Origin of the sequence: Rhodococcus sp. 14-2470-1a, assembly GCF_002259425.1 — a bacterium.
Lineage (GTDB): Bacteria > Actinomycetota > Actinomycetes > Mycobacteriales > Mycobacteriaceae > Rhodococcoides > Rhodococcoides fascians_E.
In genome coordinates this window covers 66,992-91,862 of record NZ_NPFZ01000001.1, presented here as the reverse complement: position 1 = coordinate 91,862, position 24,871 = coordinate 66,992, and the positions used below count along the sequence as shown (strand labels likewise).

The window sequence follows — 24,871 nt, the reverse complement described above, 5'->3', positions numbered from 1 at the left end:
GGACCGGGACTGTTCCTGGCCCCTTCCCGACGCGCCCACGACCCGCTCGCTCTGGCCGATCGCCCCGATGTAGGCAAGGATCGGGGGCGTGACGACAGTACTGGCGGTAGCGAATCAAAAGGGCGGCGTCGCGAAAACCACCACGGTGGCTTCACTTGCGGCGGCGCTTCATGCACTGGACCGGCGGGTTCTGGTGGTCGATCTCGACCCGCAGGGGTGCCTGACGTTCTCCCTCGGGCACAACCCGGACAAACTCGAGACGTCCGTGCACGACGTCCTGACGGGGGATACCCCGGTGGCTGAGGCGCTGCTCGAGACCGACGAGGGTATCGACCTGCTTCCGGCAACGATCGATCTCGCGGGCGCCGAGGCACTGTTGCTCATGCGTGCGGGCCGTGAATACGCGCTGAAGCGAGCGCTGGCGCCGATTCTCGACGACTACGACGTCGTGATCATCGACTGCCCGCCGTCGTTGGGTGTGTTGACACTCAACGGGTTGACGGCCGCCCGGTCGGTACTGGTGCCGCTGCAATGCGAAACACTTGCTCACCGCGGCGTCGGGCAGCTGCTGCGTACGGTCTCGGAAGTTCAGCAGATCACCAATTCCGAACTGTCGCTTCTCGGCGCGCTCCCCACGTTGTTCGACGCACGCACCACGCACAGCCGCGACGTTCTCGGTGATGTCTCCGACCGCTACTCCCTTCCGGTTCTCGATCCGCCCATTCCTCGGACGGTGCGTTTCGCGGAGGCGTCGGCGTCGGGGGCGACGGTGTTGTCGGGTCGAAAGAGCAAGGGTGCGCAGGCGTATCGAGACCTGGCGGGGAACCTGTTGGAGCACTGGGAGAACGGATCTCCGCTCCGCACCTATTCGCCCGAGGACTGACCCTCCGTGCCGGAGAGTGCAACCAGGTCGGTACCGCGTTGTTCGATGAGTACGTCGCCGACGACGGCGAGTCCGACCGGGCCGGAGTAGTCACCGCGGTCGACCGGGATCGTTCGTTCGGCGGTACCCGTCGACGGATCGATGACCGCTGTGCCGTCCTGGACCGGCAACAGCAGGCGTCCGGCCATCAGTGTGCCGGGGCCGAGCGCGCCGGGCACGGTCCACTGCGGTGACAGATCGCTCAGATCCAGTGCGACAGTGCTGGATCCGGTCCACCAGCTGAAGACGTTCGCGGCCTTGACGACCGTCGGATACAGATCGGCCGGTGCCTCGGGCACCGTCCCGTCCGGAAGATCGAATTCGGTGAGAGGCTGAGCATTGCCGTCGAACAAGGCGACCTTCGCTGGTTCACCGGAATGCGGTGGGATCGACAACGCCACCCGATCCCCCGAGGCGATGAGGACGCGCGCTCCCTCCACTGGGCCGTCGGCGCTGGTCAACGACGCGACGACGCTGGAGCCGTACTCCTGAGGTTCGGTGGCGTCCTTCGGTGCCGGGTTCATGGTGGTCAGCCGTGCACCAGATTCCTCGGGGCACTGCTCGAGTACCGCTACGCGGGAACTGTTCGACGCGGTGGACAGCAGGGTGCAGCCGGTGCGAGGTTGGGTGCCGGGGTTCTGCGGGGCGTCGACCCGTCCGTACTCGAGGGTCCGTACGAGGTCCGACCGCCAGAGTTCCATGCGCGTGTCACCCAGGGATGTGACGTAGGTTCCGTCGTCGCTGAGACGGACTTCGGAATCTGCGTCGCTGGATCGCTGAGCTTTGTGTGATCCCGTCGCCCCGTCCAGTTCGGTGACCTGTGCGCATCCGCGATCGTCGGCGAACACGGCGACGGCGGTGTTCCATGCACTTGTCACTGCGCAGAGCGGAACGTCCCTGCGGTAGCTCCACGCTGTCTCACCGGTGGACGGATCCAGACCGTCCACTCCGCCGTCGTCACCTCTCACCACGGCGCTGCCGGTGACCACCGGTGTCGACGTGAGCGGGCTCTGCGCTCGCCACACTTCGGTCAACGACGCGGGCACGGTGAGTGCGGTGGTGGCCTGCGGCAGTGGAGTGGGCGCGGTCTCGGACGTCGTGCCGTGTGCGTCGCTTCGGAACCAGATGACCCCGGCAGCGAGCACCGCGACAACCAGAATGGTTGCCGCGGCGACGAGATCCGAGCGTCGACGACGTTCGGGTGCAAGCACAGAAGAAGGCTACTCGGCTGCCGGTGCTGACGCGGGCGACGACTCGGGGGTGGAGCTCGGCTGTCCGGACGAGGCGGGCGAGCGGCGGCGGCGACGCCGACGCTTGGGTGCTGCGCCGTCACCGGACGGGGCGTCACTGCTGGTGCCCGACTCGGTCGGGGCGCTGTCCGAGGACGTATCCCCGCCTGCGGCTGTGCCGTTGGTTGCAGCTGCGGCAGTGCCGTTGGTTGTAGCTGCATCGGCCTTGCCGCCGCGGGTGCGACGGCGGGCGCGGGTTCGGCGTGGCCGAGAAGGTTCGGCTGCTGCATCCGAATCGACGGCACTGTCGACGCTGTCGGTGACTTCGCCGTTGTCGCCCGTGTGCGCGCGTTCGGTCCGCTCCGGCGCCTTCTTGATCGAGCCGGTCACGCCGTCGGGGATGCCCAGTTCCTCGAAGAGGTGCGGTGAGCTCGAGTAGGTCTCGACCGGGTCCGGGATTCCGAGGTTCAGCGCTTTGTCGATCAGCTGCCAGCGAGGGATGTCGTCCCAGTCGACGAGGGTCACGGCGATGCCGGTGCGGCCTGCGCGGCCGGTGCGGCCGATGCGGTGGACGTAGGTCTTCTCGTCCTCCGGGCACTGGTAGTTGATGACGTGAGTGACGTCGTCGATGTCGATGCCTCGCGCTGCCACATCGGTCGCGACCAGGACGTCGATGCCGCCTGTCCGGAACTTCTTCAGTGCCTTCTCACGCTGGATCTGTCCGAGGTCACCGTGCACGGCACCCACGGCGAACCCGCGTTCGAGGAGTTCCTCGGAGACCTTCTGCGCGGTGCGCTTGGTGCGGGTGAAGATCATGGTCGCTCCGCGGCCTTCTGCCTGGAGGACCTTGGACACCATCTCGACCTTGTCGAGAGCGTGCGCGCGGTAGATGTGCTGCGCGGTGCGATCGTGCACGGCGGAGGACTCTGCTTCCTCGGCACGGATGTGCGTGGGCTGCGTCAGGAACGTGCGTGCGAGCGTGATGATCGGTCCGGGCATGGTGGCCGAGAACAGCATCGTCTGGCGACCACGCGCGGAGCCTCCCGCCGAGGGACCGCTGGGCACCATGCCGAGGATGCGCTCGATGTCGGGGAGGAATCCGAGGTCGAGCATCTCGTCGGCCTCGTCGAGAACGAGTACGCCGATCTTGCCGAGGATGAGGTGGCCCTGTTTGGCGAGATCGAGGAGACGACCGGGGGTGCCGACGACGACGTCGACGCCCTTCTGCAGCTGTGCGATCTGGGCCTCGTAGGGACGCCCGCCGTAGATGGACAGGATCTCGACGGACTTGCCGCCGGACTTCAGAAACTTGGACGCATTGGTCAGATCCGAGGTCACCTGAACACACAGTTCGCGGGTGGGGACGATGACGAGCGCGCGGGGTGTTCCGTCGAGTGCCGCGGTGCCGGAGTCGGTCGTGGCTATGCGGTGCAGGAGCGGTACGCCGAAGCCGTACGTCTTGCCCATTCCGGTCCTGGCCTGACCGATGAGGTCGTCGCCGGCGAGGGCGAGGGGGAGGGTCAACTCCTGGATGGCGAAGGTCCGCTCGATGCCGATGGCCGTCAGGGACTTGACGATGTCCTCGCGAACGCCGAGTTCCGCGAAGGTCGGGGGTACGTGTGTGTCGTCGAGCTGGGCGGACAAGGTGGTGTCGCCGGTGTCGGATTCCTGGTCGATAACGATCTTGCTCAGGGGTCTGGCCTTCCTCGTGTTCACACGTACGCACAAGGAAGGGCACAGGCCTATTGCCGGCCGAAGTCGATGCCCTCGATCCTGGTCTGTGATTTCGCCTCGAGCCTCAGCCGTGTCGGTGGAACGTAGTGGTACTCGACAGGCGGCGAAGCAGTCGTAGCGACCCGGATCAGGTGCGCACACATTGTCGGTGTGGTTCGACGCGTGGAAAATCGGTCCGTGTCATCGGTCCGGGCGTCGATCCGTGCACCATGGTAGCTTGCCGACCGCCCAAAACCCGTATTCCGAGCTTTGCGGGACGTGAGAGGCATCGCGTTTCGGTGACAGCGCGCACGTGCGTCGGGCGCGACTACGATCGATTCTCATGGGAGCCCACTCGCCTGAATCGTTCGCCGCCGACGCCCTACCGACCACCCCGGAAGCCCTTCCCGACGCCACGGAAGCCCTTCCCGATGCCACGGAAGCCCTTCCCGATGCCACGGAAGCCCTTCCCGATGCCACGGAAACCTCCGATGCGCAGCCGCGGATTCCGTTCGATCATCCGGGAGTGTCCGAGCTGTACGCGGTGCTCGCGTACGGGGAGATCTCGGCGTTCTACCGCCTGGCCGAGGACGCGCGGTCGGCCCCGTCGATGCAGGGGCGGGTGGCGTTGGCGAGTATGGCGGCGGCCGAGATGAACCACTTCGAGACCCTCGTGTCCGCGTTGTCGGATCGCGGTCTCGACGTGTACTCCGCGATGGATCCTTTCGTGCGTGCGTTGGACGATTACCATGCGTCGACCAACCCGTCGACGTGGCTCGAGGTGTTGGTCAAGGCTTACGTGGGCGACGGGTTGGCCGCTGATTTCTACCGCGAGATCGCGCACACTCTCGACCCGGCCGTCGCGGCGACGGTACGAGAGGTGCTTGCCGAGACGGGTCACTCGGAGTTCGTCGTGCACGAGGTGTCCACCCGGGTGTCCGCCAGCTCGCAGGACAAGGCGCGGTTGATGTTGTGGGGGCGCAGACTGCTCGGTGAGGCGATCACGCAGGCGCAGTACGTGCTCGCGCAACGCGAGAGTCTGACCGATCTGGTGATCACGGCATCGGGTGATCTGAACGGTGTCGCCGCTCTGTTCGATCGGATGCAGGAGCAGCACGCGGAGCGCATGCGGGTGCTCGGCCTGGTCTGAGACCACGGTGTTCGCTGACAGCACACCGTCGGACGTCACCGCCGCCGCGTGGCTGCACTAGCCTGGTCGAAGCAGCTGAAGTTTCTCTACTGAGTTCGGAGGTTGGCCGTGGAGGTCAAGATCGGTGTGTCGGAAAGCTCTCGCGAGCTCGTCGTGAACAGCGCCCAGTCGCCCGAGGAGGTCGAGGCGCTCGTCGCCGAGGCACTCGCCGGCAAGAAGGACGTCCTGTCGCTGGTGGACGAGAAGGGGCGTAAGTACCTCGTCCAGTCGGCGCGAGTCGCGTACGTGGAGATCGGTCCGGCCGACGCCCGCAAGGTCGGTTTCGCCACGGTGTAAGTGCACGGAATGCACACGAGAAGAGGGGCCGCGCAGTCGATGCGCGGCCCCTCTTCCGGTGTCCGGGTAGGAAGTGTGCGAGTACGGCAGTGCCGATGTTCTAAGGTGCTTGGAGCGGCACGTGGGACAGGCCACCCCATGCCAGCGACACGGTGGTGTCGACGGCGTCTTCCTTGGAGATCGGGCGGTCCGCTTCCAGCCAGTAGCGTGCCGTGAACTGACTTGCTCCGACGAGCCCGACAGCGAGCACGCGGGCGCGGTACGGGTCCAGGCCGGAATCGTGCGCAACGAGGTCGAACACCGCGTCGACGCACGCTTCGGTCGCCTGCTCCACCCGGGCGTTGACCTGAGGGTCGCCCATCAGATCGGACTCGAACACGAGCCGGAATCCCTGGGTGTCGGTGTCGACGAAGTCGTAGAACGCGAGTACGGCAGCTCGGACGCGCTTGCGGTTGTCGGTCGTCGAACGAAGGGCCTGACGCACGCCGGCGATCAGGGTGTCGACGTAGCTCTGCAGTACTGCCAGGTAGAGCTCGAGCTTGCCGGGGAAGTGCTGGTAGAGCACCGGCTTGCTGACGCCGGCGCACTCGGCGATCTCGTCCATTCCCGACGCGTGATATCCGCGACTGACGAACACTTCGCTCGCAGCCGCGAGGAGTTGCGCGCGGCGTGCGTCGCGAGGCAACCGTGCGCTGCGCCGGTTCGCCTGTGAGGTCGAACGGTCCGAGGACATTCGATCCGCCAGTTCTGTCATGTAAGAAGTTCCCATCCGCATCGTCACCGCGCCGAAGGGGTGTCCGTAGCGCAGGTCGTGGAGCAACGATACCCGCAGCGCGCCGCATCGTCGGGACGGCGGTGCGCCAGTCGCAGTGACGAATACCAGAGAAACGGCGCTCTCACCCCGTTTCGCGTGCACTACGGCGGTGTGGGGATTGTTCTGAAGTACAAACATCGGCGCGGCGAACGGCGTATGCCGGCGACTGTGAGATTCTGGCGAGGTGAGTGACCGAGGTGGGCCGCGACGCAGCGGGAGGGCGTGGGCCGACGACGAGTACGACGACCAGCGTCCGGCCTCTGCCGCACGGCGTGTCGAGCGGCGTCACCCGGTCGAGGGTCGGAGCGGGGACGGGGACTTCTCCCGTGGTGTCGGCGGCCGGGGTTCTCACCAACCTCTGCGGGCTCAGTGGGATCCGACGGCGCGCGACGAGTCGGCTCGCACTCGGGCGCCGCGACCGCCTCGGCAGGCGAAGAAGCAGTCCAAGCTGGGCAAGTTCACGTCGGTGTACGGCTGGCGCGCCTATGCGGTTCCGGTTCTGTTGGTGGTGACGTCGTTGGTGGTTTTCGATGCGGTTCGTACCGGTGAGCCGACGACGACGGCGTCGACGGGTATCGATCAACCTGCTGATCCAGGTTTCGGTGCCCTCAGCCCGAGTGGGGATTCGACGGGTGTGATCGGTGTTCCGCCTGCTGCGGACGGCAACTTCGCGGATTCTGTTCCCTCCGGTGAGCTGCCCGACGGTGGTTCGTTCACGGTCCAGGGTGCGGGGACGTGGCATGTCGTTCCCGGATCGACCGGTCAGGTGGGCCAGGGGAGCGAACGGGTGTTCACCTACACGGTCGAGGTCGAGGACGGTGTCGACACGGCCGGTTTCGGCGGCGAGGAGTCGTTCGGCCGACTCGTCGATCAGACGTTGGGCAATCCGAAGAGCTGGACCAACGATCAACGCTTCGCGTTTCGACGGATCGATCAGGGCGAACCGGATTTCCGCATCTCGCTGACGTCTCAGATGAGCATTCGGCAGGCCTGCGGGTACGACATTCAACTCGAAGTGTCCTGCTACAACCCCGGTATCGGCCGCGTCGTGCTCAACGAGCCGCGCTGGGTTCGGGGGGCCATCGCGTTCCAGGGTGACATCGGTTCGTACCGGCAGTACCAGATCAACCACGAAGTCGGGCACGCCATCGGATACCAGCAACATCAGCCGTGTGAAACGGACGGCGGATTGGCGCCGGTGATGATGCAGCAGACGTTCGGAACCGCCAACGACGACATCGCCCGACTCGATCCGGAGGGCGTGGTTCCGATGGACGGAAAGACGTGCCGATTCAATCCGTGGCCGTATCCGCGAGGCTGATGTCGGCGAGTAGCGTGACATGAAGTCCGCCGCCGTGGCACCCGGGCCACGGTCGGCGGTGCCCGCGAGGAGAAAGCAAGTCGATGAGCGTGTTGCCGCCCCTGGTGGAACCGTCGGGCCCGTTGTCCTACGACGAGGTCGCCCGCTACAGCCGCCACCTGATCATTCCCGACGTCGGAACTGTCGGTCAGCGACGTTTGCGCGCCGCGCGTGTGCTCGTCATCGGCGCCGGGGGCCTCGGCTCGCCTGCTCTGCTGTACCTGGCCGCGGCCGGGGTGGGCACGCTGGGAATCGTGGAATTCGACGACGTCGAGTTGTCCAACCTCCAGCGTCAGGTCATTCACGGGGCGTCCGATGTGGGGCGGCCCAAGGCCGTCAGTGCGCGTGAGTCCATTCTCGAGCTCAACGACGGCGTCGACGTGCGGCTGCACCAGATTCGGCTGGACAACAGCAACGCGGTGGACCTGTTCCGGCAGTACGACCTGATTCTGGACGGCACCGACAATTTCGCGACTCGGTATCTGGTCAACGACGCTGCGATCCTGGCGGGCAAGCCGTACGTGTGGGGGTCGATCTACCGGTTCCAGGGCCAGGTATCGGTGTTCTGGGAGGACGCCCCCGGTGGTCTCGGGCTGAACTACCGCGACCTCTACCCGGAGGCGCCGCCGCCGGGACTGGTGCCGTCGTGCGCCGAAGGCGGTGTGCTCGGTGTGCTGTGCGCGTCCGTCGGTTCCATCATGGTCACCGAGGCGATCAAACTGATCACCGGAATCGGTGAGACCTTGCTGGGGCGGCTCATGATCTACGACGCGTTGTCGATGAGTTACCGAACCCTGCGCGTCCAGCGGGACCCGGATCGGCGTCCGGTCACCGAGCTGATCGACTACGACGAATTCTGCGGTGTGGTCACCGACGAGGCAGCCGATGCCGCCGAATCGTCGTCGATCACCCCCGCGGAACTCGCGGCGTTGTTGAAGGGGCCCGACGAGATCGCGCTGATCGACGTGCGTGAGCCGGTGGAGTGGGACATCGTCAGGATCGACGGCGCGACGCTCGTTCCGAAGGGTCGATTCCTGTCCGGTGAGGCGATGGCGGAGCTTCCGCAGAATCGCCGAATCGTTCTGCACTGCAAAACCGGAATTCGGTCGGCGGAGGTGTTGGCAGTGCTGAAGAAGGCCGGTTTCGCCGACGCTGTTCACCTGCACGGTGGCATCGTCGCGTGGGCTCGGCAGATCGATCCGTCTCTTCCGGTGTACTAGCGCGCCTTCCTCCCTGTCGGAAGCGGCCCACGGTAGCGTGACGAACGTGAGCTCAGTGGAACCCCCTCAGCACGTGATCTCCACGTTCGGGCTGCGCGACGTGCCTCCCGTGCCTCTCGGTGCGGATTGGGACGGTGGATGGAGGCTCGGCGACGTCGTGCTGTCCCCGGTCGCCGACCACGCGCGAGCCGCGTGGTCCGCGAAGGTGCGCGAGACCTTGGCCGTGGACGGTCTGCGTTTGGCGCGCCCGGTGCGGTCGACGGACGGCCGCTACGTCGTGAGTAGTTGGCGCGCGGACACGTTCATCGTCGGCTCGCCGGAACCGCGGCACGACGAGGTCGTCTCCCTGTCGGTGAGGCTGCATGCCGCGACTGCCGGCTTGGAACGACCGCGCTTTCTGGTGCAGCCGCCCGTCGCGCCGTGGTCCGATGCGGACGTCTTCACCGCCGCGGACCGTGCAGCGTGGGAGGCGACGCCGCTGCGTGTGGCTCGTGCGGCCGGGGCGCCGGAGGTCACCTCGGTGGACGGCAAGCAGAGCCTGGAATTGATCAAGCAGCTTGCGAGCCTCCGCAAGCCGGTGGGTGTCGGTGATCAGTTGGTGCACGGTGACCTGTTCGGGACCGTGTTGTTCGACGGAAGCGAGGCGCCGGGTATCACCGACATCGCGCCGTACTGGAGGCCGGCCTCCTGGGCAGCCGCGGTGACGGTCGTCGACGCGATCTCGTGGGGCGGAGCCGACGACGCGTTGATCGGGCGTTGGGAAGATCTCCCGGAGTGGCCGCAGATGTTGTTGCGCGCGTTGATCTTTCGATTTTCCGTTCATGCGCTCCACCCGCGTTCGACCCCGGAGGCATTCCCCGGTCTCGCGCGCACCGCGGACCTGGTCAGGCTGCTGCTCTGAGCGACGAGGGCTCGGGAGTCAGTGTTCCGGCGCCTCGAGTTCGTCGAAGAACCTCAGTGATGCCGTGCGAGCGCCTTCGGCGTCGCCGCGGACGATGGCGTCGACCAGTGCCGAGTGCTCGTCGTCGTATCCGTTGTCGTGGTCCGCGACGTGGTGGTGCATCGTCTGGACGATGATCGGCATCAGCGAGTCGTAGAACTCGAGGTAGATGGCATTGTGACTGGCCGCGACGATGGCGCGGTGGAATCTGGCATCGACCGCGATCGCGGTATCGGTGCCGTCGTGCGCCCACGCCGAGTGCCTGTCGGCGAGCGCCGCGGTCAACGCGGCGACGTCGGCAGCGTCGCGGCGTTCGGCCGCCAGCATCGCCGCGGTCACTTCGAGGGTGCGTCGCAGCTCGGTGACGTCGCGATCCTGCGCGTCGGCGAAGTACTTGCCGAGCGTTCCGCCCAGGTCCGAGGTCGCCAGCACGAATGTGCCCGACCCTTGACGGCGTTCGACCATTCCTGCGTGCACGAGGGCCTGCACTGCCTCGCGGACGGTGTTGCGGCCGGTGCCGGTCAGTTCACAGAGCTCGGCTTCGGTGGGGATTCGGGTGCCGATGGGCCAGCGTTCGGCCACGATCTCGGCCCGCAGTTGCGCTGTCACCTGCGAGATCAGGCTGGACCGTTGAACCTGCTGCACCCGTGCTCTCCCCGTCGTCGTTCGATGTTGTCGGCTTGTCGTTCGGCGGCCAGTTTAACTTCTTTGCGTCTGGTGATCCGGTCATCCTATGATTTCTGCCGTGAGTACTACCGCAACGACCGAGACCGGGGCAGGCGCCGAGGCGCAGAACCTTCTGCGCGGGCGCGTCCTGGTATTCGCCGCCATCATCGTCTCCGCGTTGACGCTCCGCGCCGCAGTGACGTCCATCAGCCCGTTGTTCGGCCGTATCGGAACCGACCTGCAGTTCGGGTCGTCCGTCGTGGGACTCATCGGCATGCTTCCTCCGGCGATGTTCGCCGTCTTCGGACTGTTGACGCCCGTCCTGGTCAAGCGAACCGGTATGGAACGCGCCGCTCTTCTCGCGATGGCGTTGACGACGGTCGGCATGGCCACGAGGGCCTTCGCTCCGGGCACCGCGTCGCTCATTCTCCTGTCCGCGGTGGCTCTCGCCGGAATGGGAATCGGCAACGTCGTCATCCCACCTCTGGTGAAGCGGTACTTCTCCGACCGACTCGCCATCGTGAGCACCATGTACATCTGCGCACTGCAGGTCAGCACCATGGTCCCGCCGTTGCTGGCGGTGCCGGTCGCCGACGCACACGGGTGGCGACTGTCCATCGGAATCTGGGCGTTCGTGGGCCTGGCCGCGGCCCTGCCCTGGCTGGGCGTGGTGATGTCGCGTCGTGGCCACGACGTCGCGGACACGACCGGCGAGGGCGGCACGTCCGCTGTGCACGAGAAGCCGCAGGGTCGTATCTGGCGGTCGTCGCTGGCCTGGGGGATGGTCGGCATGTTCGCGATGACGTCGTTCATCACCTACGCGATGCTCACGTGGCTGCCGACCGTGCTCACCGACGCAGGCATCGGGGAGGCCGCAGCAGGGGCGTCGGTGGCCGCGTTCGGTGGAATGGGTCTGATCGCGTCACTGGCCGCACCGTCGCTGTGCGCTCGGCTGCGCAACCCGTACGGCCTCGTCGTCGCCGCCGCTGTCTTCTACCTGGTGGGATTCGCCGGCCTGCATTTCACCCCGACCAGTGGAACGGTGGTGTGGGTCTGCCTCGTCGGGCTCGGCACGATGACCTTCCCGATGTCGTTGACGCTCATCAACCTTCGGACACGGACTCCGGCGGGATCATCCGGCCTGTCCGGGTTCACGCAGGGATTGGGCTACGTGGTCTCGGCGACGGGTCCGCTGTCTTTCGGTTTCCTGCACACGCTCTCCGGGGGCTGGGGCGTCCCGATCCTGGTTCTCACCGGTTGCGTCGCAGTTCTGCTTGTCGCGGGATACCAGTGCTGCAGGCCCCGCATGCTCGAAGACACGTGGTGAGGCGCAGGCGGCGACATTCATGCGCGGAGAAGATCGACCTTCGGCGACCATGTCAGTCACCCCGGCACCACAGACTTGCACAGCGTTGTAGCGGATTTGCTGTACGTATCGCTTACGACGACGGAGGCGGCAATCGTATTGTGGGAGACGCAAGCCTCTGTACACCCTCGCGTCGCAAGAAACTGTCCGCAGCATCTTCGGCAAGCAGCCCGCCAATTCCATCCGCGCTACGCCCCTCCCGACGATTTAGGGGACTCACAAGGTGACCAACTTGTACTCCGGGACAATTGCACAACCACACCGGACTGATTAAAGAATCGGATATCAAAAATCCGCAGTTGATGCATCAACGGTGGTCGTCACTTCAGCATGACGGTGCGGAAACTACCCGCAGCTATCCATTCGGTTGAATAACCGCCTCGATGGCAGGCTGGGCTGTCTCACTTTTCGGTCGGTCCGGCCGATACGCGCAGCACCGCGGCATGCGTCATGACTGCCGTACGCCGCGGTGCTGCCGGATACTGACTGTTCGTCACACCGTCAACGACTGTCCCGTCCTCGGCGAACGAGCAGGCCGAGAACCAGTGAACCGAGAACCATCCCGGTCACCGCGCTCGAACCGGACCATCGGACATCGTCGGACATGCTGAAGATCCCGGTGTACCCGACCACGAACAGGATCGCGATGGCCGCCGCTCCGCCGGCAGCCACCACGCTCGAACGTCCAGCTCCGCGGCGTATCGCCACAGCGAGCGTCGCCGCCACGATAGCGACCGCATACACAACAGCGGCAGCGCCGAACGTCGACCACCCCGCGGAAGAGACAACGACCGGAACGACAACTGCGACAACGACAACGAGGGCGATCACTCCGAGACCGGGGCCGCCGAAGAAGTCTTTCGTGCGCCGGTCCGCTCTGAGCAGTGCGTCGTTCATCAGATGTACTCCCAAATGATCCCACCGGCGCAGCTGACTGCGCCGAGCACGCCGAGCCTACGTACCAAGAACTTCGCGGCCCGGTCCCAACTGGTCAACTCGGCTTCGATGCTGGCCCAGAATCCGGTAGCAGTCAGTGACACGCCCAAGCAGGCTGCGACGACCCGCTTGATTTCGTCGACGATCCCGGCGCGGAGCAGCGGGTTGTTCTCCAGCGCCGCTGCGGACTGTTCGTAGGTGGTGCCATCCGCGAGGTACCCCACCACGCTGCCGTCGGTGCGATACTCCAGAGCCACTGTTCCTGTGAGGATTTGCTCGTTGCCGGCGGCGGCAAGCTGGTCGTTGAAGAGCACCAACTTCTCCGCGTCGATCTGCTCGACACGATCCTGATCCACTGGCTGCTCCTGCTCCTGCGCCTCGCCAGTAGTGGGACCGGGACCGACGCTGGGCTGAGCAGACGCGGGCACGGCGAAGATCGTCAAAGCGATCGCCGCGACCAAACCGGATGACACAGCAACATTTTTCACGTGCACAGCTCACTCCAATTTCTGTCTTCCCGGTTCATGGGAGGGAAGTCGATTCGGGTACGGACCGGCCAGCAAGGTCGCGCCAAGATGCTGGGCCGGGTGGAACGGCGACACGGCACGCTCACGCGAGCATGCCCATCAGCTCCCACACGGGGCTGGAAGAAGACCGTCCCGACGTGTCCCAGGATCGAACTTCACACACCGAAGCGTATTGCTGTGGAACTTACCAAACGGAGTCGGACACTGCATGGCAACGTTTGGTGTGCCGTTTACTCGACGGTCAGCACAACCAGCAAGGCGCACTGTCCCGATTCGAGGTCGAGTAGCGACGCCGACAGCTCGACGGGTTCGTATCCGCCGTCGATGGTGAGGAACCGGACTGTCAGCGCAACGCTGTGACCCGGACCGGATGTGCGCAGCTCGTCGACTGCGCGTTGCGCCGCAGGAAGGTCCGCTGGATCGATGATCGGGTTGTCCGTCGTGTTGTCGGACATCCACGCGATGCGCGGGGCCGCAGGGCCGTGCCAGTACAGCAGGTTGAGCGTATCGGGGTCGGAGATGGCTCGGTACTGCCGCGGCGGTGTCAACGCCTGCGCGATCCGATCCCCGAGTGCCGATCGTCGGGGTCTCGACTGGGGTGGAGCATGGCCGATATCGACCGAGAGCCCTCGAAGGAACCGGACTTGCGCGCCATTCTCAGTCGACGACCCGGACTTCTCAGTGACCGAGTGCACAACGAAATGCACTTGCCGATCACCGTCCGGGCGGTGTTCGACCACTGTGTACCGATCGATGCTGCGTCCGGACTTACGAGCGAGCCCGGCCAGAGCCGCGGTGTTGTGATCTCCCATGTCGAACACACGCAATGCATCCGCGATCGGACGCCGCACCGGCACACCGAGATCGGCCCAGCTCGACGACATTCCCACTGCCTCACTACGATAGGCGAATCCTTCGGCCAAATCCCATACGAAGCACCATGACGGCGAAGGAACTGCCACGAGTTCTTCCTCTGGGTGAGTGCTCACCCACACCCCGTGCACACGGCTGAGAACGCTGTCGATGACTGGCACTGCTGTGAGGCGTCTCGATCGCGAAATGCTCACGCTGACTGGGTCCTTCGCGCGGACCGATGCCCGTACAACCTCCAGCATGCGGTCCTGATTTCGAGTCACCACCGACTGCAGCGGTACACCGGATCGCACTTTGTCTCCGACCACCACCACCGACATCGCCCGCAGATCGACCACATCGACAAGCAACCAACTGCTCTTCCCCGCTGTCACCGTTCGACCATCGCACACACGGCCGCGATGGGGGTGCATGCGTCAGTGCACGCACTGGGCTCGGACCTCTCGGGCGACGAAGGCGACGTCGTCGACGACATGGGTGTTCAGCCACATCTTGGCCGTGAGCAGGCCGGCGTTGCCGGAAGCGCACACCGCGGAGACGTTCATGGTAGGGCCGTGAAAGTGGTGTCCTGCATGAGTTGGGAGATCGGTGTCGAGGGCATCAGTTTCAGGTAGTCCCGCACCCGCCGTCCAGCCGCGGGTGTAGGCGTCGGTGATGGCCTCATTCGCAGCGGTGCGCGGCTGAACCGGCTCGCCGATCCGTCGGCACCGGCGCCGCCGTCGGGGATTTTCGCCAACCACCGGGCCGTTCGCCACCGAACCGCGGGATGCGCGCCGAGCGGAAACAGTGCAGCGTCGGTGGTGACCGCGACGGCGTCCTCACGGCAGGCGTTCCGTGTTCGTGAGACCAAGTTAATCAAGGGGTCACCGCGCGCAGCGCCCGCGCAACATGGCTTTTCTATCTTTGGGTCTCCCACGCGATCAGGAGGCCCACGTGACCAGCATTCCCGAGGCACCACAAGCCGATGCGGCGCCCGAATCGACACCCACACCGTCGACACCCCCTCCGGGGACGGTGCCGGTGTCGATCAAGCACCGCATCAGCCACTGGAACTCCGAGGACGTCGCGGCCTGGGAGGCCGGTGGAAAGGCGATCGCGAAGCGGAATCTGATCTGGTCCGTAGTCGCCGAGCACGTCGGCTTCTCCATCTGGTCGATCTGGTCGGTCATGGTGCTGTTCATGCCTGTGTCGGTGTACGGAATCGACGCCGCAGGAAAATTCTTCCTCGTCGCCGTTCCCACGCTCGTCGGCGCTGTGCTTCGTATCCCGTACACCTTCGCGACAGCGAAGTTCGGCGGTCGGAACTGGACGATCTTCAGCGCTCTCGTACTTCTGGTCCCGACGGTGCTGACCATGTACTTCATGCTGAACCCGGCGTCGTACACGACCTACATCGTCGTCGCGGCGTTCGCGGGCCTCGGCGGCGGCAACTTCGCATCGTCGATGACCAACATCAATGCGTTCTACCCGCAGCGTGAGAAGGGCTGGGCGCTCGGCCTGAACGCCGGCGGCGGCAACATCGGCGTTCCCGTCATTCAGCTGATCGGTCTGCTCGTGATCGCGACGATCGGCAACACGGCACCGGAGATCGTCTGCGCCGTCTACCTCGTCTTCATCGCGATCGCCGCAGTCGGCGCCGCATTGTTCATGGACAACCTCGACAACCAGAAGACCAACGGGCGCTCCATGATCGACGTCCTCAGGTTCTCGGACTCGTGGTGGATCGCGTTCCTCTACATCGGCACCTTCGGTTCGTTCATCGGTTTCAGCTTCGCGTTCGGCCAGGTGTTGCAGATCAACTTCCTCGCGGGATTGACCGACGGTGCACCGGCGACGGCCGCCCAGCAGGCGCAGGCGTCACTCCACGCAGCTCAGATCGCTTTCCTCGGTCCACTTCTCGGATCTATCTCCCGCCCGTTCGGCGGCAAGCTCGCGGACAAGATCGGTGGCGGCAAGATCACGCTGTACACCTTCGTGTCGATGGTGTTCGCCACCGGCATTCTGGTGGCCGCAAGCACCTGGGACGACAACACCGCGGGGGCAGCCAGCGGCACGATGATGGCGCTGTTCGTCGTCGGATTCATCCTGCTGTTCCTGCTGTCCGGTCTCGGCAACGGCTCGGTCTACAAGATGATTCCGGCGATTTTCGCCGCCAAATCAACCGAGCTGCAGGGCATGTCGACCGAGGAACAGCAGCACTGGTCCCGCCGGATGTCCGGAGCGCTCATCGGAATCGCAGGCGCCATCGGCGCCTTGGGCGGCGTCGGCATCAACCTGGTTCTGCGCGCGTCGTACTCCGGTGAGGCGAAGTCCGCGACCACGGCCTTCTGGGTGTTCCTCGCCTTCTACGTACTGTGCTGCGCGGTGACATACGCCGTCTACCTGCGCAGACCGCGTGTAATCGCCGACGAGGCGACCCAGTCCTCGGTGGAAGTCTGACGCCCTCCCCGTCTTTCAATGCTCTGCAGTAATTCTCGGAAGGAACCCCTGATGAAGAACGCGACGAAGAACGCGGTGGTCATCGGTCACGGCATGGTCGGACATCGCTTCGTCGAGGCATTGCGGTCTCGCGACGAGGCAGCGGAATGGAAAGTCACCGTCCTCTGCGAGGAGGCGCTGCCTGCCTACGACCGCGTCGGTCTGTCGTCGTACGTCGGGGCCTGGGATCACAAGGAACTGGCGCTCGCCGGCAACGACTACCCGGGCGACGCCGCGGTGGACATGCGGCTCGGTGTCCGCGCGGACAGCGTCGACCGCGAAGGTAGGACGGTTGCGACGTCGACCGGTGAGGTGATCGGTTACGACGCACTGGTGTTCGCGACTGGCTCCTACCCGTTCGTGCCGCCCATAACCGGACACGACCTGGACAAGTGCTTCGTCTACCGCACCCTGGACGATCTGGATCGCATTCGCGCCCGCGCCGACGCGGCGGGACCGGGCGCGGTCGGCGTGGTCGTCGGCGGTGGCCTCCTGGGGCTGGAGGCAGCCAATGCGCTGAAGAAGCTCGGAATGACTCCGCACGTCATCGAGTTCGCGCCGCGGTTGATGCCGCTGCAGGTCGATGAAGGCGGCGGCGCGCTCCTGGCGCGGCTGGTGACCGATCTGGGGCTCAACGTGCACACCGGCGTCGGAACGTCGTCCATCACCGAGAACGACAGCGCCGGGCTGACGGTCGAACTGTCCGACGGCAGCACCATCGACGCAGCCCTGCTGGTCTTCTCCGCGGGCGTGCGCCCACAGGATCGTCTGGCACGGGAGAGCGGCCTCGACGTCGGGGAACGTGGCGGCATCCTTGTCGACGCCGGGTGCCGCACATCCGATTCGGCAGTGTTCGCCATCGGTGAGTGCGCCGCCGTCGACGGTCGCTGCTACGGATTGGTCGCCCCGGGGTACTCGACGGCGGAGGTCGTCGCGGACAGGTTGCTCGGCGGCGCCGCCGAGTTCCCGGGCGCGGACATGTCCACCAAACTCAAATTGATGGGCGTGGATGTCGCCAGTTTCGGTGACGCCATGGCCGCAACGCCGGGTGCACTCGAGGTCGTTTTCAGCGACGCACCGAAGGGGACGTACGCCAAACTTGTCGTCTCCGACGATGCGAAGACGTTGCTCGGTGGGATTCTCGTCGGCGATGCCACCGCCTACTCGCTGCTGCGTCCGCTCGTCGGTCGTGAATTGCCGGGCGATCCAGGCTCGTTGATCTCACCCGTAGCGGAAAAAGTGGGCATCGGCGCACTTCCCGACGAGGCCGAGATCTGCTCGTGCAACGGTGTCACCAAAGGTGCGATCTGCGGCGCGATCGCGGACGGGGCGTGCGATGTCGCCTCGGTCAAGAGCTGCACCACTGCCGGTACCACCTGCGGAGGCTGCCTGCCGTCCATCAAGCAACTGTTGGCGGCGTCCGGTGTCGTGATGTCGAAGGCACTGTGCGAGCACTTCGGTCAGTCCCGCGCGGAACTGTTCGAGATCGTCCGCGCGACCAACACGCGCACGTTCTCGTCGCTGATCGCCAAGTACGGCACGGGAAGTGGCTGCGATATCTGCAAACCTGTCGTCGCGTCGATTCTGGCGTCCACTTCCTCGGACCACATTCTCGACGGCGAACAGGCGTCTCTGCAGGACACCAACGATCACTTCCTGGCGAACATCCAGAAGAACGGAACCTACTCGGTCGTACCGCGAATGCCGGGCGGCGAGTGCACCCCGGAGCAACTCATCGTCATCGGTGAGGTCGCCCGCGACTTCGGCCTCTACACCAAGGTCACCGGTGGCCAGCGCATCGATCTGTTCGGTGCACGCGTCGAGCAGTTGCCCGCCATCTGGAAGCGACTGGTCGACGCAGGCATGGAATCCGGCCAGGCGTACGGAAAATCGCTGCGGACGGTGAAGAGCTGCGTCGGGTCGAGCTGGTGCCGATACGGTGTCCAGGATTCGGTGGGAATGGCCGTCGATCTCGAAAACCGTTACCGCGGACTGCGGTCCCCGCACAAGATCAAGTTCGGAGTGTCCGGCTGTGCACGCGAGTGCGCCGAGGCCCGTGGAAAGGATGTCGGCGTCATCGCGACCGAACACGGCTGGAACCTGTACGTCGGTGGCAACGGCGGACAGTCTCCGAAGCACGCTCAGCTGCTGGCGTCGAACCTCGACGATGCGACCCTGGTCAGTTACATCGACAGGTACCTCATGTTCTACGTGCGGACAGCGGACCGGCTCCAGCGCACCGCGCCGTGGCTCGATTCTCTCGACGGTGGTCTCGACCATCTGAAGGCCGTCGTGTGCGAGGACAGCCTGGGCATCGGCGCCGAGTTGGAGGCCGACATGGAGCGCCACGTCGCGGGCTACAAGGACGAATGGGTAGGCGTACTCGAAGACGAGGAGAAGCTCGGCCGCTTCGTGTCGTTCGTCAACGCTCCCGCGGAGTCGGACCCGACCATCTCGTTCGACGACACCGGCCGGCGCAAGGTGCCGGTGTTGATGGGCATGCCGAAGATCGGCGCCTGAGCACCTCACGCGGGTCGGTTCCCGGGTCTGCACGCATGTGCACACCCGGGTAATCGGCCCTTAACGACGAAGAAACATCGGCACAGTGCAATTGCATCAGGAGGTCCGACACCATGACTGTCATCGATTCGCTCAGTACCACCACACCGGCCGCGGGCGGCACTCATTCGGCTCGTGAGTGGACACCGGCGTGCACCGTCGATTCCCTGGTACCCGGCAGGGGAGTAGCCGTGCTGTTGCGCGGAGGCACACAGGTAGCCCTGTTCCTGCTCGAGACGGGCGAGACCTACGCCGTCGGCAACGTTGACCCATTCGGTCGCGCGGCCGTCATGTCCAGAGGACTCGTCGGCGATCGGGCCGGGGAGGCGACCGTCGCGTCGCCGCTGCTCAAGCAGGTTTTCTCGCTGGTCGACGGACGGTGCCTCGACGACGAGAGCGTCGGCCTCGGTTCCTTCGAGACCAGGACGGACGGCGGCGTCATCCACGTGCGGGGCGAATCGACGTGACGAGTGCAGCCGAGGCGGGAACGGAGTCGTGCGCTGCGACACCGATCTCGGGGGAGCCTCTGGCCGGATTCGCCGTCGGGATCACCGCGTCACGCCGGGCCGACGAGCTCGAGACACTGCTGCAACGACGAGGTGCGACGGTCATGCACGCACCCGCGATCCGAATCATCCCGCTGGCCGACGACGCCGAGTTGGAACGCGTCACCGAGGAAATCATTGCCGACCCTCCCGAGATAACCGTCGCCACCACGGGTATCGGTTTTCGAGGATGGATCGAGGCCGCGGAGGGGTGGGGCCGAGCGGAAGCGTTGAACGAGGCCCTCGCGGCGTCGAGAGTTCTTGCTCGCGGGCCCAAGGCGAAGGGCGCCATTCGAGCCGCCGACTTGCGAGAAGAGTGGAGCCCGGCGTCCGAATCCTCGGCGGAGGTGCTCGAACACCTGCTCGCCGAGGGCGTAGAGGGCACACGGATCGCGGTTCAGCTGCACGGTGCCACGACCGAATGGGAGCCGGTGCCCGATTTCTGCGAGGCGTTGCGCAATGCCGGCGCCGAGGTCGTGCCGGTTCCGGTGTACCGGTGGACGGCTCCCGACGACAGCTCACCGATGGACCGGATGATCGAGGCCGTCGTCCTGGGGGATCTCGACGCGATCAGCTTCACGAGCGCCCCGGCGGTGGTGTCGCTGTTGATGCGGGCGGACGAGAACGGTGTTCTGGACGCGTTGCTGCATTCTTTGCGGACGCGCGTTCTCGCCGTGTGCGTCGGACCGGTCACCGCGGCGCCGTTGGAACAATCGAACGTGCCGACGACGCAACCGACGCGGGCCCGGCTGGGATCGCTCGCGCGGCACATCGCCGAGGAACTACCGAGACGTGCCGCTCCGATGAGCGCAGGCGGTCACTCGCTGAGTGTGCGGAGTCGATGCGTCGTCGTCGACGGTGTCGTTCGGGCGGTGTCTCCGGCAGGCATGGCGATCCTGAAGACGTTGGCTGCCACACCGGGCCGCGTCGTGTCCAGGGACGATCTGCTCGGCGCTCTCCCGGGAGGCGGCGACGACACCCATGCCGTCGAGACGGCCATGACGAGACTGAGATCCTCCCTCGGTGCGCCGAAAGTGATTCAGACAGTGGTCAAGCGGGGCTATCGACTCGCGATCGATCCGGTCGACACACTCCCCGATGCACCATCCGACACCGGCGTCGCTGCCGAGAGCGTCGGTGTAGCTGCATACCAGGAAGGAAGCAAGTACTGACATGAACGGTATTCGCTCTGCCGCAACACCTTCGCTGGTGTTGGTGGCCCATGGAACTCGCAATCCACGCGGCGTCGAAATGATCGCGACACTGGCCGAGGCCGTCGGCGCCGAGGTCGGACCGACCCGGGTGGCGTTCGTCGACGTGCTGGGGCCGTCCCCGGCCGAGGTGCTGCGCGAGCTGGAGGGTCCCGCTGTGGTGGTCCCGGCGTTTCTGGCGTCCGGGTATCACGTGCACACCGATGTTCCACGTGAGGTCGCCGCGAGCGAGCATCCGTGCACGACGGTGACGCCGGCACTCGGACCGGACCGTGTGTTCGCCCGAGTGATGGTGGACCGACTGCTCGCGGCGGGCTGGCGACCGGGTGATGCCATCGTGTTCGCTGCGGCCGGGTCGTCGGATCGGCGCGCCCTCGCCGAACATCGCCGCGCTGCACTGATGGTGGCCGAACTGACCGACGTGCCGGTCCGGATCGGCTATGTCGCGACCGCCAGCCCCACCGTTCCCGACGCCGTGGCGACACTACGGTCGTACGGCCACCAGCGGGTGTTCGTGGCGTCGTATCTGTTGGCACGAGGGCTCTTTCACGACCGACTGTCCGACGCCGGGAGCGACGGCGTGGCCGATCCTCTCGGGCTGCATCAGGGCATCGTGGACCTCGTCGTCGACCGATTCCGTAGCGGCTCCGCCGAGCTTGCGGCGCGGTCGAACGACTACTCGCGCGGGTCCGTGCGGTAGTTCACCGAGGCAGGAGCACCAGTTCGACGGGTACGTCGGGGTCGTGCTCCGGCGGGATCAACGCCACGGCGTCGCTGTCGATCAGAGTGCGCAGATGGGCGGTCCCGATGCCGGGGGAGACGCGCCAGCCAGTGCCGTCCCGCACAACGGGCACGATGCGTGTCGTCGACGCCTTGTCGGTCCCGCTCACGTACCCCAGCAGCGGAGGTCGGGGAGTTCGCGCTGTGAGAGCGTCGACGACGGCGGGTCCAGTCACCATGACCGTCGCGACGGCCGCGAACGGATTACCGGGCAGTCCGAGCACCACCGTACCGTCCGGTAGCACCGCTGTGATCTGCGAACCGCCCGGACGGACGCGCGTGCGGTGCACCACGACGTCCGCGTCCGCGTCGACGAGCGCGCTGCGCAGAGAATCGGCGGCTCCGCCTCCGGTCGCACCGACGACGACGACGAGATCGGCGTCGGTGGGGTCGGCGAGGAGATCGTCGAACGCCGTGGGCGAATCGTCGAGGTGTTCCGAGTCGGTCGTGGAGATGCCGCACGCAGCCAGATAGTTCGGCAAGACCGGCCCGATGGTGTCGCGGGTCTGCCCTGGTTGTAGCTCGCCGGGTCCCCGAATCTCGTTCCCGCTGAGAATTATTCGTGCTCGGACCGGTCCGCGTACTGCGATGTCCTCGATCTCGGCGCCGAGGGCGACGGACACGAGGGCGGCCCCGATGTCGGTTCCCGCCGGGGCGAGTACCGTTCCGGCGATCCAATCCTCGCCCGCACGCCGAGTGTCGTCGCGCACGGGTGCACCCTCGGCTCGATTCAAGTCGTCACCGGACACTCGCACGTCTTCGTCCCGTACCACCGAGTCCGCTCCCGCGGGAACGAGGGCACCGGTGGCGATGCGCATGGCTTCCCCGCGCCCCAGCGGCCGGTGGCCCGATGTGCCTGCGAATGCGATCTCGCTGCGAATCGTCCACGGCCCCGTCCCGCACACCGCGTATCCGTCCATCGCCGAGATGTCGACCGGCGGCAGAGGGGCCGACGCGATCACGGGCTCGCTCGAGGTCGCACCGAGAGCGTCACGGGTGGCCGTACGTCGGGTCGGAATGGGGCGCAGCCGGTTTCGGATCGTCTCGCGTGCCTCGTCGACGGTCGGTACGGGTCGAGCCGGCAAGTACTCGGCGAGGTGTCGCCGCGCCAGACTCAGATGCTCGGGAGTGTCGCAGTCGTCGACGCCGTCGATGCGGATCACGCGGTGATCCTGCGGAATCAACGCACGCATCGGCAGATCCCGCGTGTCCGGGAGATCGTCGATGCTGCGCCTGAGCGCTGCGGTGTTCCAGACACCGAAGAGGTACTGCGTGCGTCCGTCGCCGTCTGCCGCGAAGGTGGCGGCAGCAGCGTCCGACTCCGCCACGAGGCGATCGATCGCCGCGGCGTCGACGAACGGGAGATCCGCGGCCAGTATCAGAAGTGCGTTCGCGTCACCGGTACCGACGCTGCGATCGCGGAGGGCGTCCAACCCCGCTGCGATCGCCGCGACCGGCCCGGACCCGGCGGGATTCTCGCGGGTTTGCACGATGTGCGGCGCCAACTCCGGTCGATGCGGTCCGACGACGACGATGGTGTCTGCTACCGCGGCCGCGTCGATCATTCTCTGCAGCATGCTGATTCGGCCGACGGTCAGGCCTGGTTTGTCGACGCCGTGCATCCTGCGTGCGGCGCCTCCCGCAAGGATGACCGCGTCGACACCGGTGATGCTCATGTCGGGAGCGGCACGTTCTGCAGCCGAACCTGCCCCCGGGCAATGGCCTTTCCGCTGTCCGTGGCGGTGATCGTGACCAGCCACAGTTGCTGAATTCGGCCTTGCTGCAGCGGCTCTGCGACGACGTCCACTCTGCCGCCCTTACTGGCGCGAAGGAAATCGGTACCGTTGTGCACACCGACGGCGAACTCGCCTCGATCCTTCACCGCTTCGCTCGCGCCGATGCTCGCAGCGGATTCGACTGCCGCGGTGTAGACCCCACCGTGCACGACGCCCCACGGAGTGTGATGGTCCTCCGACAGCTCGATGTGGCCGACCACCCGAGTTCCGGAGACCTCGTCGACGACCAGTCCGGCTGCCGCGACGAACGGGCTCGCCTTACCGAGTGCGTACTTGGCAGTCGGGCGAGGATCGAACGGTCCGAGGTTCATGCTTTCCGAGGTTAGTCGGCGCCGAACGCGAACCGAATTTCCCCCAGGCGCACCCGCCCGTCGACGGCGAGGACGCCTTCGCTCCGCAGGTTCTCCAACTGACGAGTCGCGAGGTGAGCTGCCGGTCTGCCGCTCACCGGCAGCACCCGATGCCATGGCAGGTCCGCAGAGTCGGTGCGCATGATCCACGCCACGATGCGCGGACTCGACAGGCCCGCTGCGGCAGCGATGTCCCCGTAGGTACTGACGCGTCCAGCAGGAATCGACGCGACGAGTTCGCGGACCCGTTCGACCTGCTCCTCGGTGATCGCTGCCATCTACAGGAGCCGACGCACCAGCTCGGCGACCTCTGCGGGCTTGGCCTGAGCCACCATGTGGTCGCAGTCGAACTCGAGGACGGTCAGGTTGTCCCCGAGTCGATCGGACAACGCGGCCTTGAACTTGTCTCCGACGTACGGAGGTTGCACGCGCATCGCCTGCACCAGAATCGTCGGCACATCGGCAGGAGGAACCACGAGCGGCCGGGCGAGTTCACCCCACGACGAGACGATCGCCGGGGTCGAGATCCGCCAGGCGACACGCCCCTTGTCGGCGTCGACGAGGTGGTCCTCCACCTCCTGATCGAGCAAAGCCGGATCGACGTCGGCCCACGCGCCGTTCAGTTTCTCCGACTTGGCTTCCTCGGCGTCGGTGTAATCGGGGAACTTGGCCGTGAGCCCAGCCACTTCGAGGAGGTCGGACGGGTCCAGCTCGATCGCCGGATCGAGCAACAGCAACCCGCGTACCTTCTCGGGACGGGACTTCGCGAGGTGTACGGCAAGCGCACCACCGTAGGAGTGACCGACGACCACCACCGGGCCCCGAGCATGCGCGTCGAGCAGCTCGCTCAAGCCGTCGACCTGAGCGTCGATGTCCCACGGCGGCGTCCACGGAGACCGGCCGTGGCCGACGAGATCGGGAGCCAGCACGCGAACATCGGCGAGATGCTGGTGGGCCAGGTGCGCCCAGCGTGCGCCGTGTCCCGTCATTCCGTGAACAGCGAGAACTTCGGGTCCGTCGGCGGGACCGTACGTGTAAGAGTTCAACTTCGGCACGGCTCAACTATGCCGTAGCCGGAGTTCTGTCGCTCGTTCCGCAGT

At 65.9% G+C, this 24,871-nt stretch carries 25 protein-coding genes and 1 pseudogene; 12 read left to right on the top strand and 14 right to left on the bottom strand.

Translation table 11 applies throughout. The features are described from left to right. Window positions 1-88 precede the first annotated feature (88 nt). Window positions 89-883 carry a ParA family protein gene (locus CH292_RS00450; protein ID WP_019666092.1) on the top strand — a complete coding sequence of 265 codons (795 nt, stop codon included), beginning with the start codon at window positions 89-91 and terminating at the stop codon, window positions 881-883. On the opposite strand, the gene CH292_RS00445 is transcribed toward CH292_RS00450, so the two are convergent. Together CH292_RS00445 and CH292_RS00440 are read right to left on the bottom strand one after the other, a co-directional pair. Beyond that, the gene (locus CH292_RS00445) at window positions 865-2,133 is read right to left on the bottom strand and encodes a PQQ-binding-like beta-propeller repeat protein (protein ID WP_094653777.1); all 1,269 of its coding nucleotides are present in this window, start codon (window positions 2,131-2,133) and stop codon (window positions 865-867) included. The two genes, CH292_RS00450 and CH292_RS00445, sit on opposite strands and share 19 nt — an antisense overlap. Before the next feature lie 9 nt (window positions 2,134-2,142). After that, the gene (locus tag CH292_RS00440) at window positions 2,143-3,867 is read right to left on the bottom strand and encodes a DEAD/DEAH box helicase (protein ID WP_218829513.1); all 1,725 of its coding nucleotides are present in this window, start codon (window positions 3,865-3,867) and stop codon (window positions 2,143-2,145) included. Window positions 3,868-4,207: 340 nt separating this feature from the next. Between CH292_RS00440 and CH292_RS00435 the strand changes: the two genes are divergently transcribed. Both CH292_RS00435 and CH292_RS00430 read left to right on the top strand, forming a co-directional pair. Further along, on the top strand, window positions 4,208-5,014 hold the full coding sequence (locus CH292_RS00435; protein WP_020112105.1) for a ferritin-like fold-containing protein: 807 nt from the start codon (window positions 4,208-4,210) through the stop codon (window positions 5,012-5,014). A 108-nt stretch (window positions 5,015-5,122) separates the two neighbouring features. After that, window positions 5,123-5,350, top strand: a complete 228-nt coding sequence (locus tag CH292_RS00430; RefSeq protein ID WP_026347943.1) for a DUF3107 domain-containing protein — start codon at window positions 5,123-5,125, stop codon at window positions 5,348-5,350. Between the two features lie 100 nt (window positions 5,351-5,450). Here CH292_RS00430 and CH292_RS00425 read toward each other — a convergent pair whose 3' ends face one another. Next, the gene (locus CH292_RS00425; RefSeq protein WP_019666086.1) at window positions 5,451-6,104 is read right to left on the bottom strand and encodes a TetR/AcrR family transcriptional regulator; all 654 of its coding nucleotides are present in this window, start codon (window positions 6,102-6,104) and stop codon (window positions 5,451-5,453) included. Between the two features lie 244 nt (window positions 6,105-6,348). Here CH292_RS00425 and CH292_RS00420 point away from each other — a divergent pair, with 244 nt between their 5' ends. From CH292_RS00420 to CH292_RS00410, 3 genes are all read left to right on the top strand, one after another. Continuing rightward, entirely contained in the window at window positions 6,349-7,485 is a 1,137-nt protein-coding gene (locus CH292_RS00420; protein WP_094627281.1) for a DUF3152 domain-containing protein, read from the top strand. 83 nt (window positions 7,486-7,568) lie between these two features. Then, entirely contained in the window at window positions 7,569-8,744 is a 1,176-nt protein-coding gene (gene moeZ / locus CH292_RS00415) for an adenylyltransferase/sulfurtransferase MoeZ (protein ID WP_033190542.1), read from the top strand. A 46-nt stretch (window positions 8,745-8,790) separates the two neighbouring features. Continuing rightward, complete coding sequence (locus CH292_RS00410) at window positions 8,791-9,645, top strand: TIGR02569 family protein (protein ID WP_026347942.1); 855 nt, start codon at window positions 8,791-8,793, stop codon at window positions 9,643-9,645. A gap of 18 nt (window positions 9,646-9,663) precedes the next feature. Here CH292_RS00410 and CH292_RS00405 read toward each other — a convergent pair whose 3' ends face one another. After that, window positions 9,664-10,329: a FadR/GntR family transcriptional regulator gene (locus CH292_RS00405; protein WP_094627283.1), complete on the bottom strand. Its 666-nt coding sequence runs from the start codon at window positions 10,327-10,329 to the stop codon at window positions 9,664-9,666. Window positions 10,330-10,429: 100 nt separating this feature from the next. On the opposite strand from CH292_RS00405, the gene CH292_RS00400 reads away from it, so the two are divergent. Beyond that, window positions 10,430-11,677 carry an MFS transporter gene (locus tag CH292_RS00400; protein ID WP_019666081.1) on the top strand — a complete coding sequence of 416 codons (1,248 nt, stop codon included), beginning with the start codon at window positions 10,430-10,432 and terminating at the stop codon, window positions 11,675-11,677. Between the two features lie 540 nt (window positions 11,678-12,217). Here the strand turns inward: CH292_RS00400 and CH292_RS00395 are convergent. From CH292_RS00395 to CH292_RS28760, 6 genes and pseudogenes are all read right to left on the bottom strand, one after another. Beyond that, window positions 12,218-12,613 (bottom strand): hypothetical protein, encoded by a 396-nt coding sequence (locus CH292_RS00395; RefSeq protein ID WP_019666080.1) that lies wholly within the window; start codon window positions 12,611-12,613, stop codon window positions 12,218-12,220. After that, window positions 12,613-13,125 carry a hypothetical protein gene (locus tag CH292_RS00390; protein ID WP_094653776.1) on the bottom strand — a complete coding sequence of 171 codons (513 nt, stop codon included), beginning with the start codon at window positions 13,123-13,125 and terminating at the stop codon, window positions 12,613-12,615. The genes CH292_RS00395 and CH292_RS00390 overlap by 1 nt, the downstream gene beginning before the upstream one ends. Before the next feature lie 284 nt (window positions 13,126-13,409). Beyond that, window positions 13,410-14,141, bottom strand: coding sequence for a hypothetical protein (locus tag CH292_RS00385; RefSeq protein ID WP_230594163.1), 732 nt, complete (start codon window positions 14,139-14,141; stop codon window positions 13,410-13,412). A gap of 30 nt (window positions 14,142-14,171) precedes the next feature. Further along, window positions 14,172-14,465 (bottom strand): annotated as a pseudogene (locus tag CH292_RS29210) (GAF domain-containing protein); the annotation flags it as partial. Between the two features lie 3 nt (window positions 14,466-14,468). After that, window positions 14,469-14,597, bottom strand: coding sequence for a hypothetical protein (locus CH292_RS29205; protein ID WP_019666077.1), 129 nt, complete (start codon window positions 14,595-14,597; stop codon window positions 14,469-14,471). Continuing rightward, the gene (locus CH292_RS28760; RefSeq protein ID WP_179275228.1) at window positions 14,594-14,911 is read right to left on the bottom strand and encodes a hypothetical protein; all 318 of its coding nucleotides are present in this window, start codon (window positions 14,909-14,911) and stop codon (window positions 14,594-14,596) included. Before CH292_RS28760 ends, CH292_RS29205 begins: the two co-directional genes overlap by 4 nt. A gap of 155 nt (window positions 14,912-15,066) precedes the next feature. Here CH292_RS28760 and CH292_RS00375 point away from each other — a divergent pair, with 155 nt between their 5' ends. The 5 genes from CH292_RS00375 to CH292_RS00355 all read left to right on the top strand — a co-directional run bounded on the left by CH292_RS00375 (window position 15,067) and on the right by CH292_RS00355 (window position 21,545). Then, complete coding sequence (locus CH292_RS00375) at window positions 15,067-16,491, top strand: NarK/NasA family nitrate transporter (protein WP_019666076.1); 1,425 nt, start codon at window positions 15,067-15,069, stop codon at window positions 16,489-16,491. Window positions 16,492-16,542: 51 nt separating this feature from the next. Beyond that, a complete protein-coding gene (gene nirB, locus CH292_RS00370) occupies window positions 16,543-19,050 on the top strand; it encodes a nitrite reductase large subunit NirB (protein WP_094653774.1) in 2,508 nt (835 codons plus the stop codon). Between the two features lie 113 nt (window positions 19,051-19,163). After that, on the top strand, window positions 19,164-19,556 hold the full coding sequence (gene nirD / locus CH292_RS00365; protein ID WP_019666074.1) for a nitrite reductase small subunit NirD: 393 nt from the start codon (window positions 19,164-19,166) through the stop codon (window positions 19,554-19,556). Continuing rightward, complete coding sequence (locus CH292_RS00360) at window positions 19,553-20,806, top strand: uroporphyrinogen-III synthase (RefSeq protein ID WP_037160943.1); 1,254 nt, start codon at window positions 19,553-19,555, stop codon at window positions 20,804-20,806. Before nirD ends, CH292_RS00360 begins: the two co-directional genes overlap by 4 nt. 1 nt (window position 20,807) lies before the next feature. Further along, complete coding sequence (locus CH292_RS00355; protein ID WP_080733952.1) at window positions 20,808-21,545, top strand: sirohydrochlorin chelatase; 738 nt, start codon at window positions 20,808-20,810, stop codon at window positions 21,543-21,545. A 1-nt stretch (window position 21,546) separates the two neighbouring features. Here the strand turns inward: CH292_RS00355 and CH292_RS00350 are convergent, their stop codons facing one another. From CH292_RS00350 to CH292_RS00335, 4 genes are read right to left on the bottom strand one after another with little or no spacing between them, the layout of a single operon-like run. Continuing rightward, the gene (locus CH292_RS00350) at window positions 21,547-23,301 is read right to left on the bottom strand and encodes an NTP transferase domain-containing protein (protein WP_094653773.1); all 1,755 of its coding nucleotides are present in this window, start codon (window positions 23,299-23,301) and stop codon (window positions 21,547-21,549) included. Next, complete coding sequence (locus CH292_RS00345; RefSeq protein ID WP_019666070.1) at window positions 23,298-23,732, bottom strand: PaaI family thioesterase; 435 nt, start codon at window positions 23,730-23,732, stop codon at window positions 23,298-23,300. The genes CH292_RS00350 and CH292_RS00345 overlap by 4 nt, the downstream gene beginning before the upstream one ends. 11 nt (window positions 23,733-23,743) lie before the next feature. Further along, a complete protein-coding gene (locus CH292_RS00340) occupies window positions 23,744-24,049 on the bottom strand; it encodes an MGMT family protein (protein ID WP_094653772.1) in 306 nt (101 codons plus the stop codon). Beyond that, a complete protein-coding gene (locus CH292_RS00335) occupies window positions 24,050-24,826 on the bottom strand; it encodes an alpha/beta fold hydrolase (protein ID WP_019666068.1) in 777 nt (258 codons plus the stop codon). It abuts the gene before it with no gap. Window positions 24,827-24,871 lie beyond the last annotated feature (45 nt).